At 48.0% G+C, this 17,380-nt stretch carries 23 protein-coding genes; 4 read left to right on the top strand and 19 right to left on the bottom strand.

Features of this window, described 5'->3' with window-relative positions; genetic code table 11:
• Nucleotides 1-8: 8 nt before the first annotated feature.
• Nucleotides 9-1,676, bottom strand: coding sequence for an LTA synthase family protein (locus tag VN23_RS18895; RefSeq protein ID WP_046351810.1), 1,668 nt, complete (start codon nt 1,674-1,676; stop codon nt 9-11).
• A 229-nt stretch (nt 1,677-1,905) separates the two neighbouring features.
• On the opposite strand from VN23_RS18895, the gene trhA reads away from it, so the two are divergent.
• Entirely contained in the window at nt 1,906-2,523 is a 618-nt protein-coding gene (gene trhA, locus VN23_RS18890; RefSeq protein ID WP_046351811.1) for a PAQR family membrane homeostasis protein TrhA, read from the top strand.
• Nucleotides 2,524-2,651: 128 nt separating this feature from the next.
• Here the strand turns inward: trhA and VN23_RS18885 are convergent, their stop codons facing one another.
• From VN23_RS18885 to asd, 4 genes are all read right to left on the bottom strand, one after another.
• A complete protein-coding gene (locus VN23_RS18885; protein ID WP_046351812.1) occupies nt 2,652-3,461 on the bottom strand; it encodes a sulfite exporter TauE/SafE family protein in 810 nt (269 codons plus the stop codon).
• A complete protein-coding gene (locus VN23_RS18880; RefSeq protein ID WP_046351813.1) occupies nt 3,455-3,913 on the bottom strand; it encodes an EVE domain-containing protein in 459 nt (152 codons plus the stop codon). The genes VN23_RS18885 and VN23_RS18880 overlap by 7 nt, the downstream gene beginning before the upstream one ends.
• Before the next feature lie 257 nt (nt 3,914-4,170).
• Nucleotides 4,171-4,932, bottom strand: coding sequence for a sulfite exporter TauE/SafE family protein (locus VN23_RS18875; protein ID WP_046351839.1), 762 nt, complete (start codon nt 4,930-4,932; stop codon nt 4,171-4,173).
• Between the two features lie 568 nt (nt 4,933-5,500).
• A complete protein-coding gene (gene asd, locus VN23_RS18870) occupies nt 5,501-6,604 on the bottom strand; it encodes an aspartate-semialdehyde dehydrogenase (RefSeq protein WP_046351814.1) in 1,104 nt (367 codons plus the stop codon).
• Nucleotides 6,605-6,802: 198 nt separating this feature from the next.
• On the opposite strand from asd, the gene dtd reads away from it, so the two are divergent.
• From dtd to VN23_RS18855, 3 genes are all read left to right on the top strand, one after another.
• Complete coding sequence (gene dtd / locus VN23_RS18865; protein ID WP_046351815.1) at nt 6,803-7,255, top strand: D-aminoacyl-tRNA deacylase; 453 nt, start codon at nt 6,803-6,805, stop codon at nt 7,253-7,255.
• A gap of 435 nt (nt 7,256-7,690) precedes the next feature.
• Entirely contained in the window at nt 7,691-7,984 is a 294-nt protein-coding gene (locus VN23_RS18860; RefSeq protein ID WP_046351816.1) for a hypothetical protein, read from the top strand.
• A 52-nt stretch (nt 7,985-8,036) separates the two neighbouring features.
• Nucleotides 8,037-9,386: an MATE family efflux transporter gene (locus tag VN23_RS18855; RefSeq protein WP_046351817.1), complete on the top strand. Its 1,350-nt coding sequence runs from the start codon at nt 8,037-8,039 to the stop codon at nt 9,384-9,386.
• Between the two features lie 136 nt (nt 9,387-9,522).
• Here VN23_RS18855 and VN23_RS18850 read toward each other — a convergent pair whose 3' ends face one another.
• From VN23_RS18850 to VN23_RS18790, 14 genes are all read right to left on the bottom strand, one after another.
• A complete protein-coding gene (locus VN23_RS18850; protein ID WP_046351818.1) occupies nt 9,523-10,116 on the bottom strand; it encodes a DJ-1/PfpI family protein in 594 nt (197 codons plus the stop codon).
• A gap of 34 nt (nt 10,117-10,150) precedes the next feature.
• Complete coding sequence (locus VN23_RS18845) at nt 10,151-10,633, bottom strand: ASCH domain-containing protein (RefSeq protein ID WP_052746575.1); 483 nt, start codon at nt 10,631-10,633, stop codon at nt 10,151-10,153.
• Nucleotides 10,634-10,708: 75 nt separating this feature from the next.
• Nucleotides 10,709-11,185 (bottom strand): hypothetical protein, encoded by a 477-nt coding sequence (locus VN23_RS18840; protein WP_046351819.1) that lies wholly within the window; start codon nt 11,183-11,185, stop codon nt 10,709-10,711.
• 156 nt (nt 11,186-11,341) lie between these two features.
• The gene (locus VN23_RS21895) at nt 11,342-11,488 is read right to left on the bottom strand and encodes a hypothetical protein (RefSeq protein WP_156455225.1); all 147 of its coding nucleotides are present in this window, start codon (nt 11,486-11,488) and stop codon (nt 11,342-11,344) included.
• 3 nt (nt 11,489-11,491) lie between these two features.
• A complete protein-coding gene (locus VN23_RS18835) occupies nt 11,492-11,677 on the bottom strand; it encodes a hypothetical protein (protein ID WP_046351820.1) in 186 nt (61 codons plus the stop codon).
• A gap of 259 nt (nt 11,678-11,936) precedes the next feature.
• Nucleotides 11,937-12,539 (bottom strand): hypothetical protein, encoded by a 603-nt coding sequence (locus VN23_RS18830; protein ID WP_052746576.1) that lies wholly within the window; start codon nt 12,537-12,539, stop codon nt 11,937-11,939.
• Nucleotides 12,540-12,761: 222 nt separating this feature from the next.
• A complete protein-coding gene (locus VN23_RS18825; RefSeq protein ID WP_231743306.1) occupies nt 12,762-13,097 on the bottom strand; it encodes a DUF6678 family protein in 336 nt (111 codons plus the stop codon).
• A gap of 126 nt (nt 13,098-13,223) precedes the next feature.
• Nucleotides 13,224-13,703: a hypothetical protein gene (locus VN23_RS18820; protein WP_046351822.1), complete on the bottom strand. Its 480-nt coding sequence runs from the start codon at nt 13,701-13,703 to the stop codon at nt 13,224-13,226.
• A 39-nt stretch (nt 13,704-13,742) separates the two neighbouring features.
• The gene (locus tag VN23_RS18815) at nt 13,743-14,243 is read right to left on the bottom strand and encodes a DUF2199 domain-containing protein (protein ID WP_046351823.1); all 501 of its coding nucleotides are present in this window, start codon (nt 14,241-14,243) and stop codon (nt 13,743-13,745) included.
• A gap of 192 nt (nt 14,244-14,435) precedes the next feature.
• Complete coding sequence (locus tag VN23_RS18810; RefSeq protein WP_046351824.1) at nt 14,436-14,933, bottom strand: hypothetical protein; 498 nt, start codon at nt 14,931-14,933, stop codon at nt 14,436-14,438.
• Nucleotides 14,934-14,977: 44 nt separating this feature from the next.
• A complete protein-coding gene (locus VN23_RS18805) occupies nt 14,978-15,496 on the bottom strand; it encodes a GNAT family N-acetyltransferase (RefSeq protein ID WP_046351842.1) in 519 nt (172 codons plus the stop codon).
• A 119-nt stretch (nt 15,497-15,615) separates the two neighbouring features.
• Complete coding sequence (locus VN23_RS18800; protein WP_156455224.1) at nt 15,616-15,921, bottom strand: luciferase domain-containing protein; 306 nt, start codon at nt 15,919-15,921, stop codon at nt 15,616-15,618.
• 122 nt (nt 15,922-16,043) lie between these two features.
• Nucleotides 16,044-16,484, bottom strand: coding sequence for an aminoglycoside 6'-N-acetyltransferase (gene aac(6') / locus VN23_RS18795; protein WP_046351843.1), 441 nt, complete (start codon nt 16,482-16,484; stop codon nt 16,044-16,046).
• 220 nt (nt 16,485-16,704) lie between these two features.
• A complete protein-coding gene (locus VN23_RS18790; RefSeq protein ID WP_156455223.1) occupies nt 16,705-17,349 on the bottom strand; it encodes a hypothetical protein in 645 nt (214 codons plus the stop codon).
• Between the last annotated feature and the right edge of the window lie 31 nt (nt 17,350-17,380).

Here is a 17,380-nt window from a genome sequence, read left to right as displayed (position 1 = left end):
TATCAACGCTAAAACAGACGCTCAGCAAATAGTGCCGGCTCAAAAACCTTGCGCCACTCGACTTGCTGGGCGGGCAGCAATTGATCTGGCTCTCTGGCGCAAAGCACAGACAGCGCTCCCCAGAACGGGTCCTCCTTAGGCAGCAGCTGTGCCAGCTCGCCCGGCAAACAAAACATCGGTTTCTCGGCTAAATTACCCGCTATGCTGGCTGCTAAATCTGGCGTGCTGGCCTTAATAAACAAAGGCACTTCAGCACGTTTTCGCCATTGCTGCGGTGTGAGTTTATAGGCAAAGCGGAATCGATCATTGCGCTCGCCTTTTTCACGGAAAAACGCATCGTCAAACACACCTTTGCGGTAAAACGCAGCCGTTAAAGAAGGCTTATGATCGCCGATTAAAGCAATTACCAAGGGGCGTTTACGCTTTTTAGCCTGCGCTTCAAGCTGTTTTACAAATTTTTCTAGATGCTTTATCGCGGCATCAAGGCGCTGATTGTAATCACCCAAACCCCCGTCATAATCTCTGTCGGTGTAATTACCATGCGTCATCACCGTGACCAAAGACAGCATTGTTTTACCTTTAGCCGGGCCTTCTGCATAGGATTTAAGCGCCGCATCGTATAAAAGACCATCGTCCGGCCAGGTTCTGGTTTTCCACGACATTTCTTCTACAAAGCGTGTTGAAGTAAAGCCAAAGCTGGGGTAAATTTCGCTCCGCTTCCAGAAGTTGCCATGAAAGTTATGCATACCAATCGTTCGGTAACCTGCATCTTTATAGCGGGAAACCAGCGTGGCGGCATCTTTACGGTAGCTACTGGCGTAGTTTTGATAATCAATACCCGGCAACACGGCAGACGATAAGCCAGTCAGCATTTCAAACTCGGCCTCGGCCGTGCCACCGCCGTAAACGGGGCTGAGCATCATACTGGCGCTAAAACCCTTTTGCTTTAAACGCGCGATCGGCGTAACAAACTGTTCATCATTCAGGCTGGTAAAACAAGCTTCGCACAAGATTAACGCCACATCAGGCTCAATGGCCTCTTGGGTTTTTAAAGCGCCTAATTGATAAAAAGAATGAGGCCCGGCTGCTGGCAACTTAACGCTTTCGGCAGTTTGATAAAGGTGCACCAACAAACCATTCTGGCGGGTATTTTGAATAAAATTATATGAAAGATAATTGGCGTTTACGTAATCAGATAAAACGCTGGCCGTCGTTTTATTCAACACACCGTGATCAAAGATACGAATCAGTAAAAGACTAGGTAGTAGCAGCGCCAAGGCCAAACGCCACCAGGCAAAGCGAGGCCTTTTCCAAATACCAATGCCAACTGCAGAAGCCACAAGAAGTGTAAAAACGATCATTTCCCAATTTAAATAACTGGCCAAAGACACGCCTTGCGACACTTCAAACAGATCACGGGCCAAAAGCGGCTCGCCAGTCTGCCCTTCTTTTAACCAACTGGCCTGACACAACAAACCTTCAAGGCTGATCGCGGCCACAGCGGCAGCCCAGCGATTCAGCGGCAACGCTAGAAATGCAAACAGCAGTGCAGAAAACACTAAGCGCTGGGTACTCCAGCTGCTATCCACCAGATATCGTCCGGCCAACAGCAGTAATAGGGGGCCAATCGCAAAAGCAAACTGCTTACATATTTTTTTAAAGTGAATGAGGGTCATAACGCAACATCAGCATAAATTGGTAAGCGCATAAGTGCGCTTAAAGGGCGGCAAATCTAGCATAAAATCAGCATATTAGTGCCTGATAATCATATATATTCGGACTATTCACAATGCTGTAACCTTTCAAAAAAACCTCTTTTTTACCATCCACATGGCATTTGTACCAAGCACAGTACCGGCATAGCCGTTATTCTCGAGCAGGCTAATGCCTACACAAAGGACCAATATGTACCATGGAGAGCGCTTCAATAGCTGGAGCCATCTGATCGGAGCAGCACTCGCAATCAGCGGGCTGATCCTGCTCATCACCTTTGCAGGAATGACGGGCGACCCGTGGAAAATCGTCAGCGTAGCGGTCTATGGAAGCACACTTGTTCTGTTGTATGTGATTTCCACCCTTTACCACTCGCTCAGCGGTAAAGCCAAAGCTGTTTTTCAGCGCTTAGATCACTGCGCCATTTACCTGCTGATTGCAGGCAGCTACACGCCCTTTGCCCTTGTCACCCTGCATGGGCCACTGGGCTGGACCATATTTGGCGTGAACTGGGGATTGGCGATCTTCGGCATCGTGCAGGAAAATATTCTGGGCAAACGCACCCGCATCTTGTCCTTAGGGATTTATGTAGTGATGGGCTGGCTAATTATCTTTGCCATCAAGCCCTTAATGGCCGCCCTGCCTGCAGCAGGCATGGCTTGGCTAGCGGCGGGTGGCGTAGTCTATACAGTCGGGATTGTGTTTTACGTACTCGACACCCGCATCCCCCACGGCCATGGCATCTGGCATCTGTTCGTACTGGGTGGCAGCCTCTGCCAATTTATCAGCATCTTATTTTATGTGATTTAGTGGCTTGGGGTAAAAACCCAAGATCTGTAGACACAGAGATAAAAGAAGAACACAGAGCACACGGAGAAAAGATTGAATTCATCTCAGTATTCTCAGTGTGCTGCGTTTAAGCTCTGTGTTCTTTGTGTCTACAGACCTTTTAGACTCAATAAGCTCCACAGCATCTTACTAGCCAGCGCAATCAACAGGGCTGCAAAACATTTTTTCAGTACCGGCACAGGCAGGCGGTGTGCGGCGGCTGCGCCGACTTTGGCCATGGGAAAACTTGCCAGCACAATGCCCGCCAGCGCAGGCAAGTAGACAAAGCCTAAAGCCCCTTGCGGCAAACTCGCCGACCAGCCACTAACCACATAGCCCAGCGCCCCAGCCAGCGCAATCGGAAACCCAATCGCAGCGGATGTGCCTATCGCTTCTTTTACCGGCACATTGCATAACGTCATAAACGGCACCGATAAAGACCCGCCGCCTATGCCTACCCAACTCGAAACCAAACCAATGGAAGTGCCCATCGCCGTCATTCCGCCTTTGGCAGGTAGGGCTCTAGATGGCTTAGGTTTAAAATCCAGCAGCATTTGTGCGGCCACCAGGTAAGCAAAAGCCACAAAAAACCACTGCAAACCCAGTGCAGGCACAAAAGCCGCCAACTGTGCGCCAGCAAAAGTGCCCAGCAAAATACCCGGCGTAATCGTCTTCACCACCGGCCAGCACACAGCACCACGCGCATGGTGGGCTTTCAGGCTGGCAATGCCGGTAAACACAATCGTCGCCATCGACGTACCCAAGGCCAGATGCTGATGATGCTCTGGCGGCAAGCCAAGCAGGACAAACACATACAGCAGCGCAGGTACGATCACAAGGCCCCCACCCACGCCTAGCAAGCCAGCTAAAAACCCGGCAATCAGGCCAACACTTAAATAGGCCAGAACCGCGGTCAGCATAGCTTTGCCAAAATAAAGGCCGCATCCGCAGCTGACACCGGGGTGATCGACAGGCGCGAGCCTTTTTGCAATAGCACCATCTGGGTCAGCTCTGGAAAGGCACGCAGCTCGCTTAAGCTCAATAGGCGCGTTTTTTGCACTAAGCGCACATCAACTTGCAGCCAACGCGGCTTGTCGATCGTCGATTTGGCGTCAAAATACTCGGAATTTGCATCAAACTGGGTTGGGTCCGGATAGGCCAATCGGCAGACGGTCGCAAGGCCAGCAATTCCCGGCTCTTTGCAGCTGGAATGATAAAAAAACACTTGGTCCCCTAGCTGCATCTCATCCCGCATAAAATTACGTGCCTGATAATTGCGCACCCCGTACCAGCCCACGGTCTGATCAGGGCGCGCTGCCAGATCATCAATCGACACATCATCCGGCTCTGATTTCATCAACCAATAATTCATTTGCATCTCCTTTTACCCGCCCGCAGCACACCCCAAAAGACCTGTAGATACAGAGAACGGGAAGAACACAGAGCACACTGAGAAAAACTCTGGAAAAGAGACTTAACCATGAATGTATTTGTAACTTCAATGAATAAGCTCGGAAAAATGGTTAGTAAAGCCAAATTTATTCTTTGAGGTTTTCTCTGTGTACTCTGTGTTCTTATTTATCTCTGTGTCTACAGATCTTTGTGAACTTAACTAGGGCTCACATCACATCACCTTACCGTATCCCATACCAGCTTAGAAATCAGCGTAACCGATAAAATTAAAAATAAGCGACGTACCCAGACGTTACCGCCTTTTAATGCCATTCTGCTACCCACTTGCGCGCCTGCGATATTGGCAATCCCCATCGGGATGGCATAGCCCCAGATCAGCATTTGGGCGGGGATAAAGAAAGCCAGCGCGGCCAGATTGGTGGCTAGGTTTACCACTTTGGCCGATGCTGAAGCGCGCAGAAAATCAAAGTGAAATAAGCGCACAAATAGAAAAATAAAAAATGAGCCGGTGCCGGGGCCAAAGAAACCATCATAAAAACCAATCACCAGCCCAATCAATAAGCCGATATAAAGATCGCGCCGCGTCAGCTCCCGCTCTGCATCTTCATGGCCAAAAGAAGGTTTTAACCATGTGTAGACCAGCATGATGGCCAGCAGGCCAATTACCAGCGGGCGCACCCATTCCAATGGCAGCAAATGCAAAGAGCGCGCGCCCAGATAGGAGCCAACAAAAGCCGATCCGGCCGTAGGCAATAAGATATTCCACGGCAATTTAACCCGCCGTGCATAGCGCACAGCAGCGGATGCCGTGCCCATCATCGATGCTAATTTATTGGTGCCAAACAGTGCAGCTGGAATTTCACGCGGCAAGATCGCAAACAGCCCCGGAATCATCACAAGGCCACCACCACCAACGGCAGCGTCGATTAAACCGGCAGTAAAAGCGAGTGGAAGCAGAAGAATTAAATCAGTAAGCATAGAAACTCGCAGATGCAGATGGCTGACCATTATCGAGCAAGCTTCTGATAAGTAACAGAGGCAGATTTCTTTAACATCTACCATAACAGGCAAAGAAATAGAGCACCGGGGTGCTCTATTTCTTTTGATGGACAGCAGCTTGCAGTGATTTCATGTAGGGCGGGTTTCACCCCATGTGCGCTAACCAAATTGATTTTGAATTAGCAAACCACGAAAAAACACTATGTCCACGCTCTCGGCATGGGGCTTAAATCCCTCTGAAGCCGCGACACGAGGAACAAGCGGGGTGGGGTAGTCGTCAATTCGTGTTTGAGCGAAGCGAGTTGAATTGACGCCACCTCGATTGTCCGCAGCGAGGGGCCTTCGTGCTGTTTGGGGCGGCCTTCTTTGGCTTCGTTTCTTGGCCGCGCAAGAAAGGAAGGCCCCCGCGGTGGCCAACCGCTCCAAAATCATCGTGCCGAAGGCACTAAAAAGACAAGTACTTCGTAACATCAGTTGCTAAACATGAAAAAAACAGAGCGCCGCAGCGCTCTGTTTTTGATGACAAGGCAAAATACCCGCCAAACAATTAACCCAACAAAATCCGCAACATACGACGCAATGGCTCGGCAGCGCCCCAGAGCAGCTGATCGCCAATCACAAAGGCGCTGATGTATTCCGGGCCCATATTGAGCTTACGTACACGGCCTACACCGATATCCATTTTGCCGGTAATAGAAGCCGGGGTCAGCTCTTTCACTGTTACCGCACGATCATTGGGTACCCATTTCACCCACTGATTGCCTGATTGAATCAGCGCTTCAATCTCGCTTAGCGGCAGGTCTTTTTTCAACTTAATAGTCAGGGCAAGGCTGTGGCAGCGCATTGCGCCGATCCGCACACAGAGGCCATCAACGGGGATAGCTGCTGCATTACCAAGAATTTTATTGACCTCAGCCTGGCCTTTCCATTCTTCCTTAGTTTGGCCGTTATCGAGCTGTGCATCGATCCAAGGGATCAAGCCGCCAGCCAATGGCGCGCCAAAGAATTCTGTAGGCACATCGCTGCGAATGGTTTCTGCAACCTTACGATCAATTTCTAAAATCGCTGACGCAGGGGTAGCCAATTCATCCGCTACTGCACCATAAACCACGCCCATGCCCTTAATCAGCTCGCGCATATGGTTTGCGCCGCCGCCGGATGCCGCTTGGTAAGTCATCGAGCTAACCCAATCTACCAAGCCCGCTTTAAACAAGCCGCCCATACCCATCAGCATGATGGAATTGGTACAGTTGCCGCCGATATAGTTTTTAACGCCTTTAGCTAGGGAAGCACGAATCAAATCGTCGTTCACAGGATCAAGCACGATCACCGCGTTCTCTTCCATGCGCAGGGTAGAAGCCGCGTCGATCCAGTAGCCATCCCAGCCTGCTGCACGCAGTTTTGGGAAGATATCCGAAGTGTAATCGCCGCCTTGGCAAGAAATGATCACATCCATCGCCGACAGCTCAGCGATATCGTTGGCGTTTTTCAGTGTGCCTGCGTCTTTACCAAAGTTCGGAGCGGCTTGGCCAGCTTGCGAAGTAGTAAAAAACACGGGATCAATCACGTCAAAATCTTTTTCTTCCTGCATGCGTTGCATGAGGACAGAACCCACCATGCCGCGCCAGCCAACCAGACCTACTTTTTTCATGGTTCTATCCCTAGCGGTAAAATAAACGAGAATACTGAATATTCAGCCCCTTTACTAGGCTCTGTTTCTCATTTTTCAAAAAATGTAAATTAGGGCTCTGCCGAACAAAAGCCATCGCCAATAGCAATGTCAGCAGGCAATATTTGCGCTTAAGAAATTTCAAAGCCCATGTAATATCACTGCTTCTGGGGGAAAGTAATGCGCGTTTTAATTCAAAGAGTAAAGCAGGCCAGCGTTGCTGTAGATGACAAAATCTGCGGGCAAATATCTGTGGGGCTATTGCTGCTGGTTGGCATTGAAAACAGCGATTCTGAAGTCGATTTAAACTGGACCGCCAAAAAAATATGCAATTTGCGCATCTTTGAAGATGAAGCGGGAGTGATGAATCGCTCGGTGCTTGATTGCCAAGGTGAGATGCTGGCCGTTTCGCAATTCACGCTATTTGGCTCTTACAACAAAGGCAATCGCCCATCTTGGGGCAGAGCCGCCAAGGGGGAAATCTCTCAGCCGCTGTTTGATGCCTTTGTGGCAAAGCTGGCCGAGCTGAGCGCCCAGTCTATTCCTACAGGAATCTTTGGTGCAGATATGCAGGTTGCGCTGATTAATGACGGCCCGATCACGCTGATGTTAGATTCAAAAAATCCTGAGTAGCCTGTCGAGCTTAAGCGCCCGTAGCGAGGAAACGTTCGGTTTGAGACAGATTTTGATGGTTTTTGAGGCGAATAGCGGGCTATTCAACGAAAGAATCATCAACATATGGCTAAATCCGGCGTTTTCGCAGTAGGGTAGCCTTAAGCTTGGCAGGCTGCTAAGTAAAGCTGCTTGACAGCAAATCAACTCATGGCCAAAATGAACTACACAGCGCCGAGTTGATTTTGCCAGCTTGCGGGCGCTTTATAAATGCAGCTAAAGCAGCGTAACCCGCGTTGCGGGTTTTTTTGTTTTACGCGCCAATTAATCGACAACTTGCGAGGCGCGCCCAAGTCTGAAGTAAGGCTCATGGGGAAATATCGCTAAAGCGTTGGCCGCATCCGACTTCAAAAACCTTGCGACCAGCTTCCCACTTTGTGAATTAGGAATGCTGCCATGTACGACTGCCTAGCCCCAGAATTAACCAAAGCCATCCGCGAACTCCACCCGGCACTACGCTGGAAAACACAAAGCTGGCTGCGCCTCAATGCCAAACGCAATACCTCGCCGCTGGCACTATCCAAGGCCTTTGCAGCCGCCACCAGCTTAGGCTTTCGCACCGAAAATTTGGCCAATGGCAGCGTCGTTATTCTGAATTTAGATTTGCAAGATGCGCTGATGTTTAGCCGACGATACCCTGATTTACTTGCCGAATACGAACCCATCAATCCATTTTGCTTGCATAAGTAGCCGTCTATTGGACTTGATCTACTACAAGCAAATAATAAACAAGTAGATCACTATGACCACCCGACTCACCGATATTCGCGCCACTTGGCACCTTGCATGGCCCATTGCTATTGGGCAACTTGCCACTACAGGCACTGCATTTATTGATGCAGTGATGGCTGGACGTGTTTCAGCTGGCGATCTGGCAGCGGTATCGGTAGGCTCGTCCATCTGGGTCACCATGATGGTAACGCTGATGGGATTTTTACTGGCCATCAGCCCGCTGGTGGCGCAAAAGATTGGCGCTAATGATCTTAAACCCATCCCCAATCTAACCCAGCAAGCGCTATTACAAGCTCTGCTCTTGGCCTTAATTGGCCTGATTTTAATTCGCTTTTTATTGCCGATTTTTAATCATCTGGGCCTTGAAGCCGTTGTTGCACATAAAGCCGGAGAATTCTTAAAAGCCGTTAGCTGGGGCTTGCCCGCCTTTGCCTGCTACCGCGTTTTATATTGCTATAGCGCCGCACTTAATCAAACCAAGCCCATGATGGTGATTTCCATCTTTTGCCTCTTGCTCAATATCCCTTGCAACTGGGTATTGATCTACGGCCACTGGGGCTTTCCTGCCATGGGCGGTGTGGGCTGCGGCTGGGCCACTGCATTCTGTGTATGGGTTAATTTCTTGCTATTAGCCGCATGGATTCGCTATGCACCCGTCTACAAAAAAACCCATCCATTTCGCGCATGGCAAAGCATAGATTGGCATGCGCAAAAGCAATTACTAAAGCTGGGTCTGCCGATTGGCATGATGTTTTTTGTAGAAGTCAGCGCATTTAGCCTGATTGGCCTACTGATTGCCCGCCTTGGCACTGTCACCGTAGCTGCGCACCAGATCACGCTGAATTTTTCATCACTCACCTTTATGGTGCCGATGGCACTCGGCACGGCGCTTACCGTCAGGGTGGGCCATGCCATTGGCGCGGGAGATTACAAAGCCGCGCGCTTTATTGGCCAGACGGGCATTCGCATGGGGCTGTGCATTGCCCTATTAACTGGCACCGCCATGATTTTTGCCTCGCGTTTTATTGCAGGTTTTTACACTAACGATACCGTTGTGCTGATGCTGGCTAGCCAGCTACTGGTATTGGCCGGCTTCTTCCAGTTTTCAGACGCCACACAAGTTGTAGTGGCAGGTGTATTACGCGGCTACAAATCCACCCGCGGCCCCATGCTGATTCACCTTACCGCCTTTTGGGTAATCGGCATTCCGCTAGGCTACTTCCTCACCTTCGGCACATCCACTCTGCCCGGCTACGGCGTGCAAGGCTACTGGATTGCATTAATTGCAGCCCTCACCTGCGCCGCACTGGCCTTGATGGCCCTGTTCCGTAGGATAAGTTTGAAGCAGTTGGGAGTTTGATTTATCTATCAATTAAGGAGTCGGGTAGGTTGGGTTAGCCGTCTGCGTGCGAGGTTTACCGCGTTCAGCGATATATCACGTAACCCAACCTACAAAAGTGCTCGTAAAATTACCCCCTATTCTTACCAGCTCAAAATCAAACCAAATACATCGCAACATTCTTCATCGCTCTCGCCACGTATTCTTCTTTTTCGCCCACCGGCGCAACGTAGTAAAGCGCTTCTTTGGCAGCATCGATGCCCGCCGTTTTGGCAATCATCCATGCGGCTAGATATGGCGCGGCAAAGCAACCTCCGGCGGTGGCGATATTATCTTTGGCATAAAAAGGTTGATTCAGCACCTCAACACCTGCCTCTATTACCCAAGGCTTGGTGGTGAGATCAGTACATGCAGGAATCGCCCCCAAAAGTCCCAGCTTCGCCAACACCAGCGCTCCCGAGCATTGGGCGGCGATAAGTTGCCGACTAGGGTCTAGCTTTAGCTGCGCCATCATTTGCGGATCATTAATCACTTCGCGCGTTTTTGCACCACTCCCCACCAGTACCGCATCTGCACTCGCCACCTCATCCAATAAGCTCTGCGCATGGATCGTTACGCCATTCCATGATGTAACGGTAGGCTCCGGGCAACAAATGCTAACCCGCCAGCCCGGCACTCGCTTAAGCACGCCAAGCGCGATAAAAGAATCAAGCTCGTTGAAGCCCTGAAAAGTAAGAATGGCGACATGCATAGATGATCCTTAATCAAAGTGGGAACCCCGCCTATTAGGCAGCAACGGGCGAAGGTAAAATATGCAGCACTTCAAAAACGCAGCATACAACCGGCATGCTCTCTACTGGCTGGCGGCCCAGTTGTTCACACTCCCGTGAAAAGAACCGCCAATGCGCCTGACGCCAGTATTCCAAAGAGCCGTCGCCTTCACCCTCAATCGCGGCATATTCGGCAGTCACTTCTGAATACGGCACAATATAAGTGCTCACCACACGCGTAATCAGCGCTGGCTCGTTATGGTGATCAAGCACAATCTGTAAATCGCCCACGCATGGCACAGGCTCCTGATCCACTTCATGCCCCCACAACAAACCAGTACCTGCACGTTTTTTGCCTTGGCGAATTAACGCTAATAGCTCTTCGGATAGCTCAGGCGAATCGCCATAGCCATCTAAAGTAACGGGGCCATCTGGCAAAGAAATACCCAGAGCATTTAACTTCGACATCACTTGCGACAGAGGTGGAAAAGCTTCCATAGTTTATGCCCTGATCATTGTGCTCAGTGATTGGCAAAGCAATATAACGCCAATCCATACTGAATATAATTCGACTTATCTCCCCAAACCCAGAGCCTGAGTTTGGGGCCGCAACTTCAGCCAGTCCCCACCCCAAGCCCCCTTACCTTCAATAGAAACTAAGAAAACTGCTGTTTGTGGGGTAAATGGTTTTTCAGGCGCAGGCGTAAAATCTCCAAAATAGCGCCTATGCAATTCCATATGCACAAGCCGCCCCTTTAGACGAAAAACCATCAGCATTTCCCCTTCGCCAATAGATTCGATCTTGATCATCGATTTGCATTCAGCGGCAGAAAGCATCAAGCGCTTACACACCTCGCTTTTAGGCAGATAGGGGTCAAAGAGAAAAAATTCGTCCCAAGCAAATTTTGTCAGCTTAGCTATTTCGACCTGCGTGTTATCACGAAGCTCTTTATTCAACGCCCAACCGACCTCACCACTCTTTAAGTAGCTATACACATCACCACAGCCTGATATGGCTAAAGTGAGAAAAATTGTAACTAAGGTTCGCATTGGTTTACCGATTTAGAATTAACTGAAAAAATAAGGAAAACAGCGATCGGGTAAAGAAACAAAACCAGACCCGCAGTTATACCGTACGAAGAAAACGATTTACTGCGTATCTGGCCGATATTTATTTAAGAGATTGCCAATTTTTAATAGTGCCAATCAAGAAAGCAAGACCCGCCACAAACCAAACAACTGAGCCAACAAAATCCCTGCTTGCTCTGATGCACCCGCATTCACCACGGCGGAATCTGATGGAGCCCATTCTGGTGCCTTGCTCCGCCGCTTCAGAACCAAGAATCCAGCCACTTCCTACTCAGCAATAATGGCTAAGCCCACAAGATCGCCCAATGTATCAAGCTCAACAACCTCAAGCTGAGCCGCAACAGAACCTGCATACTCAATTTGAACTACTGAGATAGTAATTTCGCGTACCTGAGACTGCAGCGCAGAGGAGAGCGCGTGCCAAGGCTGCAAATAAACGGAGGATGCTGTCATTAGGGCGACGTTTCATAAAGCTGTTGTTAAACACAAGGCAGTAAAACAGGCCGTTTAAAAAGCAAAAAATACCGTGCCTTATATCGCTTTTACAAAAGCCAAGCTTTCAAGCGACTAGCAAAACTCCATCTGGCGGAGACCTACATAGCGGGGATAGGCAAACCCTTGAGCCTTATCTTGCCAATACTGATCACGCAGCATGGGCGGGAAAACAGTTTTGCCTTCAAATTCACTTTGGCTATTTAGTGAGAGTAAAGCTTCAGCGCCAAGCAATACCAATAGATGCAAGTGCAGTAACAAGTTTCGGGTGAACAAGGGCAGATTCGGAGATGTAATGGCCCTCACCTTGCATGACAGCACTATCTGCTTCGCCGCCACTTGCCTGCACGGCAAGCAGAAAATCATTCTCATCAAGCCAAGGATCATATTCCCCCGAAATGACAAGAAACCTTGTCGCTGCCTGGCTAGCCACAATCGGGGCAGAGGCGCTTGGAGCAATCGCAATATGAATACTCGCCTGAGAACCAAAATGAGCGAGCAATTCGCAAACGCCATCAGCGCCAAGGCTATAGCCAAGCAAAACGCTTACTTCGTACTGTTTTCTTAGTTCAGCCATTAGACGAGCAATACGTTCGGCAGACCAAGTCAGCCCCGCTTCCAGCTGAGGACAAATCACATCCGCGTTGACAGTAAGACGGCCTTCTTTAAGGGCAGCAGGAAGGCCATACTTGGAGACCAAAGAAAGATCACCCCCACGCTCCCCCATTCCATGCAGCCATACAATACAGCGCGCCAGCTTTACGCCTGCCGCTTGAGAAAAGTGTAAGAGCCTGAAATCTTCAGAGGGCGGCACGGCATGCATTTAAATCACTGCCTTTAGAAAAAACCAACAAAATCAACATGTTTAGCACTTAACAGTACCTCGTAAACTCTTTTAGATTGCCTCTAAATGCCCGATACGCTTTGCTGCATATTCATCAGGATCAAGTGCAATTGTTTTAATAGGCATTATCCGGCCTTTTTTTATAAAAAAGGGCAACTACCCAAACTAATGAACAGGCCCTTTGTGATATTTTTAGTTATTCTATTTTGCATACTCAAGTGGCTGGCCTAGCCAAATATACCCATACACACGAAAGCCCTCAGTTATTTTTTCTACTGGTACATGAATTCTGATTAACTCAGTTAATACACAATCTTTTTGATCATTTGACTCAATACGAATTTCCACCCACTCCGTTATTTCATACCCTCCTTCACGAAAATGGTAATACCACTCACAGTCCCATGGAGTGACATATTCATTTTCCAAACACTTAGTACGCCAAGCAGGTGTTGGCTCAAGCTCGTACATAGCTAAGCGTAATTCATCCCATTTCGTGTTATTCATCACGGAAACAAGATTCATTGGAATTTTCATAATTAGAAATAACCTTTAAAACAATCAGTTCCGAGCTTAATGCAAATCGCATCTAACAAAAAATGTTAGCACTACTTTCTAACAACTTTGATTAAATTATGATTCAAAAATTATAATAGCTCCATTCTAGTCTTCATCTAACACCCGCTTAATACGGATGTTCGCCATTATTATTCCCGTAAGATATAGAACGACAGCCCAAGCAATAAAAGGCAGGAAAAAAAGCCCTGATGAGCTTCCGGACTGTGAACTCATTAAGTTAAAAAGGTAAGCAGCCCCTAAAGGCCCAAGGTGGCCAAGGAGCAAAACAAATGAGGCACCATGAGCTTGCGCTTCGTCCCAAACATCCAGGGAAAAAGCTCCCATACCCCGGGATATGGCAACAGTAAAAAATCCTGAGCCGCAAGTCCAGAAAGACAACACAATGATCCAGCCTATATTTTCAGAAATTTTGAACCACTGCAAAAAATCAAACAAAAATGATGAGCCAATAACGATGCTCATCAAAATGCCAGAGATGAAAAAGAGCACCACATGATAAGAAGCAAATTCAAGCCGTGAGAGCATAAGATTCCTAACTTGATAAACACCAAGCGTGGCCAGCATATAGGCGCTTTTTTCTCTGCGACATAACTGGGCATTTAACTACCGGTGCAAAGCAGCCTCTGCAATCTGCTGAACCCGGGCCATTGATATGCCGTGGTGTTGCTCTATTGCAAGGGGATGGTCTGTGTACTCAAGCAAAATGCTGGGCCGCTCCCCAACGGGGCCGGTTTGCACCTGAGTTTTAAGGCTAAGCGTGCTTGGCGTATAGGGCAAATCGCTTTGCAACCAGCCAAAATAGGGCGGCTCACTTTCGCGGCCTTTACTTTCCCAAAGCTCACAGCTACGAAGAAAATTTGCTTCACTCAGCGAAACCCAAGCCAGCCATATAAACGGCCCCATGCCATCATGCACCGGAATCAGAATACGCCCAAGTATAAAAAAGTGCTCCCCATCAATCACACATTGATCCGATGTAAGTTCAGCCCGGCTTTCTCGCTCGTCTTCAGGGATTGAATACCAAAGAGCAGGTGCGCCTGAGCCCAAGCACATCGGTAACTCATCATGTTGCTCATTACAGGTACTGCAAAGATAAGTGCTCATTCCAATGCCTTGGTGAAAAGAAATTCATGCTTCTTAGGCCCCAGCTCGCCTGAAAGCCCCCACATCATGCTAATTTCAAAGATATTAGCAACCATTAAAAACATCTCACCTCACTTCACGTTTTACCTCTTAACTACTTCACGCAGCATATCAAACAAAAACACGGCAGGTTTTTATACTTTTAACGCTGACTCAAAACCTCAATACTAAACAAGTCTTTTTCAGTGGTATTACAAATAAAACACCATTCCTTGACTCAGAGTTATGGTAGTTCGCTTTGTAAATTTTTTCAGACCCAAAGTCATCAGTGATGAGACGCACCATTTCCATAACTTGCCAAGCTAGGTTATGCTTTATTTCCCTAATTAAATCAATTTCTATTATTAACTCTTGAAATAATTTTGGAAACAAAAAAATTTCCAACTCATGATGAAGAACTCGTACCCAATCCGTAATTATTTCTGACCTTTCCAAAAAACAAACTGGAACATCAAAGTCCGGAAAATTTTCTTTAAAGATTTTGCCGTTATCATAAAATAGCTGATTGATAGATGCATCAATATTTTCTATATCTAGATCCGTACTAAACGCACATGCCCTATCAGAGTGAGCATCTTTATAAATAGATGACAATGCATCTATATATCCATCTAACCGAGAAATTATTATTTTAAGATCAACTAAGTCCAATTTTTATACCTCCGGGATAAACCACCTCTCCAATAAAGTAAGCGCTAAGAAGTCAAAATAAAGTCAGCCGGTAAACACGTATCAAATCTGGCAAGCATACGCTGCAGCATGATTTTCGGATCACTCTCTAGCGCTTCAAAGTGCGGGGTAAAGCAAAAGCCCATTCGCTCGTAAAGTGCGCAAGCGGCTTTATTGAGTGGGGAAACAAACAGGCACACTTCAGATTCGCCGCGTGGCACAGCAGCAGCCAAGACTTTTTCAACTAGAACGCTTCCAATACCAAGACCGCGATGCGAGGGGGCAACCCACATGGCGATAAGGTTAAAGCCGGTGTTTGCCTTAACGCCACCGATCAAGCCAACTGGATTTCCCTCATCACGCGCGACGAAATACATGGGAGGCGTTCGATTCCCTGCCCGATCCTGCCATTGGGCATCCGTGTAGGCAAAGGCCACCTCATGGGTGAGGCCAAACGCATCCGGCGACTCCGCCAGTGAAAACAGCCTGATGGTCTTAAGATCGAGCCAATCTACGTCCGTGGTCTGTTGAATATGGATGTGCATAAGCCCTGCCAGATACATAAAGTGAAAGATAAGCAGATTGCTTCGGCCTGCTCGGCTAAGTAAAAGGTTAAAGAGTGTACCTTTGCCCTCAACTTGGCCCGTAGAAGCTGGCGGCAAATTTATAGCTTTGTAATGGCCAGTTTAACCAGCTCTACAAGCTTTGGAATATCGCTGGCCAAGCTAAAGCGTACTTCAATCCAAGCGGAATTAGGTGAGCGGGTCGGATGATGAAGCGAATCAGGCGGATGCTGCATTCCAAGCTTGCGGATGATGGCTTTAGTGAGCCTTAGATCAAGTTCATTTGTGTTATGAAAATGCGCGAACTCTTTGCCAAAATAAAAAAGTGCACATCCTCCCGCCACAGGCGACGGGCGATCCTCAACCCCCTCGATTTTCCGTAACTCGGCCAGAAGCTGATTCATCATCTGTGCAAATCCTGTGGACTTTGTAAGAGCAATGGCAAATTGAGCATATTGCGATGCAAGGCTGCGTGTATTTACCCTATGCTGCGCATTACACATGCGTCATGGCTTAGGGCATTGTTTTATCACAGCGCTTTTTTAAAAAACACCACCCGCTCAGTTTCATTAAAGCCAAGTGATTTATGCATGGCATGGCTCTGGGTGTTGTCTATTGCAGCATCAGAAGCCAACTCCTTACACCCATGCTCTTTGGCCCATTGCTCGGCAGCCGCAACCAGCTTGCCAGCGATGCCGCGCCGTCTGGCACTTGGCTCAACATAGATTCCTTCAAGAAAAGCAACCGGCGAAGACTCCGTACCATTTACATAATCGCCCCGCACGGCCAGCTCAATAAACCCAAGCACCCTGCCAGCTTGATCGTATTCCACAAATTGGGCAAAGCGCTGCGGCGAAGCTAAAAACAACGCCATTTCAGCCAGATGCTCAGCATTTGAGCAATCAGGCCAAAGCGCTACCCGAAGATCAAGCCAGCCCGGCTGATTAAGAGATTTACAGGGAGTGATCATTTCAATACCTAAGTAGATGCAGGCCGCCCAAAACAAGGCCAAAGGGTGTAATCAATATGATGGTGCAGGGTAAGAATATCTCATCGAATTAGCGCAGCATGGACTTTAGTTCTGCCCCTATTTCGTTCCTTGCACGTATCGTGACGACCAAGATATCAGCAGCGAAACTCAAAAAAGATATACATATGCGACACGAAATGTGTAGTCCCTAACGCTTGAGTTAAGGCTCTGGTCCATCAGGATCGGCCACCTTCAACGAATGGTTAGTTTCATTCAGTTTTACAACTGCAATTACGCCAGGATATTTTCTATGCCAATACTCTAGGTTTCGCGATTTCTCCGGAAATGACCACGCAATAATGTCTGGGCAGACGGATAGCTTAATAAATGAAATGAGTTCAGAGACTCGTACCTCATCAAATGACTCTCCTTCCAAATAATGTGGAGTGAAAAACGCTATTCCAATTCTTCGTATTGTTTTTTCTATTCCGGAAAATAGTTTTTCGTTGCTCGAATAGCTCTGTGCGTCTGCGCATGCATTGCTCATTTTGTCTTTGATTATTGATTTCGAAGGCAGCCTTAACAGGCTGAACTCCCACCATTTAGACTCAACAATATCCAAATATCGATCTGACACCAACGCTAAGTCTAGTCTCGCCGAAAAATCATTCCTTTTTCCCATCACCTCTCGAATGGTTGCATACCCTTCCATTGCCGCTGAAACTCCGAAATGATGGGTATTCCCATGCTCGCAATGAACATATGGCGCCTCAAGACCATCTGTAATTTCTAGAATTTTATCCAGCTCCTGAATCCACCTTTCGAAAATGCCTTCCCAATCATCCAGTTTTTCGCTTTTAAGCATTTCTATGCCGTGCATACGAGAGTTACCTAAT

This window comes from Janthinobacterium sp. B9-8, assembly GCF_000969645.2.
Classification (GTDB): domain Bacteria; phylum Pseudomonadota; class Gammaproteobacteria; order Burkholderiales; family Chitinibacteraceae; genus Iodobacter.
This window is presented reverse-complemented; position numbering and strand designations above follow the sequence as displayed.

Bases quoted from the DNA above. Each gene is read 5' to 3' on its own strand.
- VN23_RS18815 (WP_046351823.1), bottom strand. From the start codon at position 14,243: ATGAGCACTTATCTTTGCAGTACCTGTAATGAGCAACATGATGAGTTA.
- VN23_RS18885 (WP_046351812.1), bottom strand. From the start codon at position 3,461: ATGCTGACCGCGGTTCTGGCCTATTTAAGTGTTGGCCTGATTGCCGGG.
- VN23_RS18880 (WP_046351813.1), bottom strand. From the start codon at position 3,913: ATGAATTATTGGTTGATGAAATCAGAGCCGGATGATGTGTCGATTGAT.
- VN23_RS18895 (WP_046351810.1), bottom strand. From the start codon at position 1,676: ATGACCCTCATTCACTTTAAAAAAATATGTAAGCAGTTTGCTTTTGCG.
- VN23_RS18850 (WP_046351818.1), bottom strand. From the start codon at position 10,116: ATGCATGTCGCCATTCTTACTTTTCAGGGCTTCAACGAGCTTGATTCT.
- VN23_RS18875 (WP_046351839.1), bottom strand. From the start codon at position 4,932: ATGCTTACTGATTTAATTCTTCTGCTTCCACTCGCTTTTACTGCCGGT.
- dtd (WP_046351815.1), top strand. From the start codon at position 6,803: ATGCGCGTTTTAATTCAAAGAGTAAAGCAGGCCAGCGTTGCTGTAGAT.
- VN23_RS18855 (WP_046351817.1), top strand. From the start codon at position 8,037: ATGACCACCCGACTCACCGATATTCGCGCCACTTGGCACCTTGCATGG.
- trhA (WP_046351811.1), top strand. From the start codon at position 1,906: ATGTACCATGGAGAGCGCTTCAATAGCTGGAGCCATCTGATCGGAGCA.
- VN23_RS18790 (WP_156455223.1), bottom strand. From the start codon at position 17,349: ATGCTTAAAAGCGAAAAACTGGATGATTGGGAAGGCATTTTCGAAAGG.
- VN23_RS18840 (WP_046351819.1), bottom strand. From the start codon at position 11,185: ATGCGAACCTTAGTTACAATTTTTCTCACTTTAGCCATATCAGGCTGT.
- VN23_RS18845 (WP_052746575.1), bottom strand. From the start codon at position 10,633: ATGGAAGCTTTTCCACCTCTGTCGCAAGTGATGTCGAAGTTAAATGCT.
- asd (WP_046351814.1), bottom strand. From the start codon at position 6,604: ATGAAAAAAGTAGGTCTGGTTGGCTGGCGCGGCATGGTGGGTTCTGTC.
- VN23_RS18830 (WP_052746576.1), bottom strand. From the start codon at position 12,539: ATGCATGCCGTGCCGCCCTCTGAAGATTTCAGGCTCTTACACTTTTCT.
- VN23_RS18860 (WP_046351816.1), top strand. From the start codon at position 7,691: ATGTACGACTGCCTAGCCCCAGAATTAACCAAAGCCATCCGCGAACTC.
- VN23_RS18825 (WP_231743306.1), bottom strand. From the start codon at position 13,097: ATGAAAATTCCAATGAATCTTGTTTCCGTGATGAATAACACGAAATGG.
- VN23_RS18800 (WP_156455224.1), bottom strand. From the start codon at position 15,921: ATGATGAATCAGCTTCTGGCCGAGTTACGGAAAATCGAGGGGGTTGAG.
- VN23_RS18805 (WP_046351842.1), bottom strand. From the start codon at position 15,496: ATGCACATCCATATTCAACAGACCACGGACGTAGATTGGCTCGATCTT.
- VN23_RS18835 (WP_046351820.1), bottom strand. From the start codon at position 11,677: ATGACAGCATCCTCCGTTTATTTGCAGCCTTGGCACGCGCTCTCCTCT.
- VN23_RS18820 (WP_046351822.1), bottom strand. From the start codon at position 13,703: ATGCTGGCCACGCTTGGTGTTTATCAAGTTAGGAATCTTATGCTCTCA.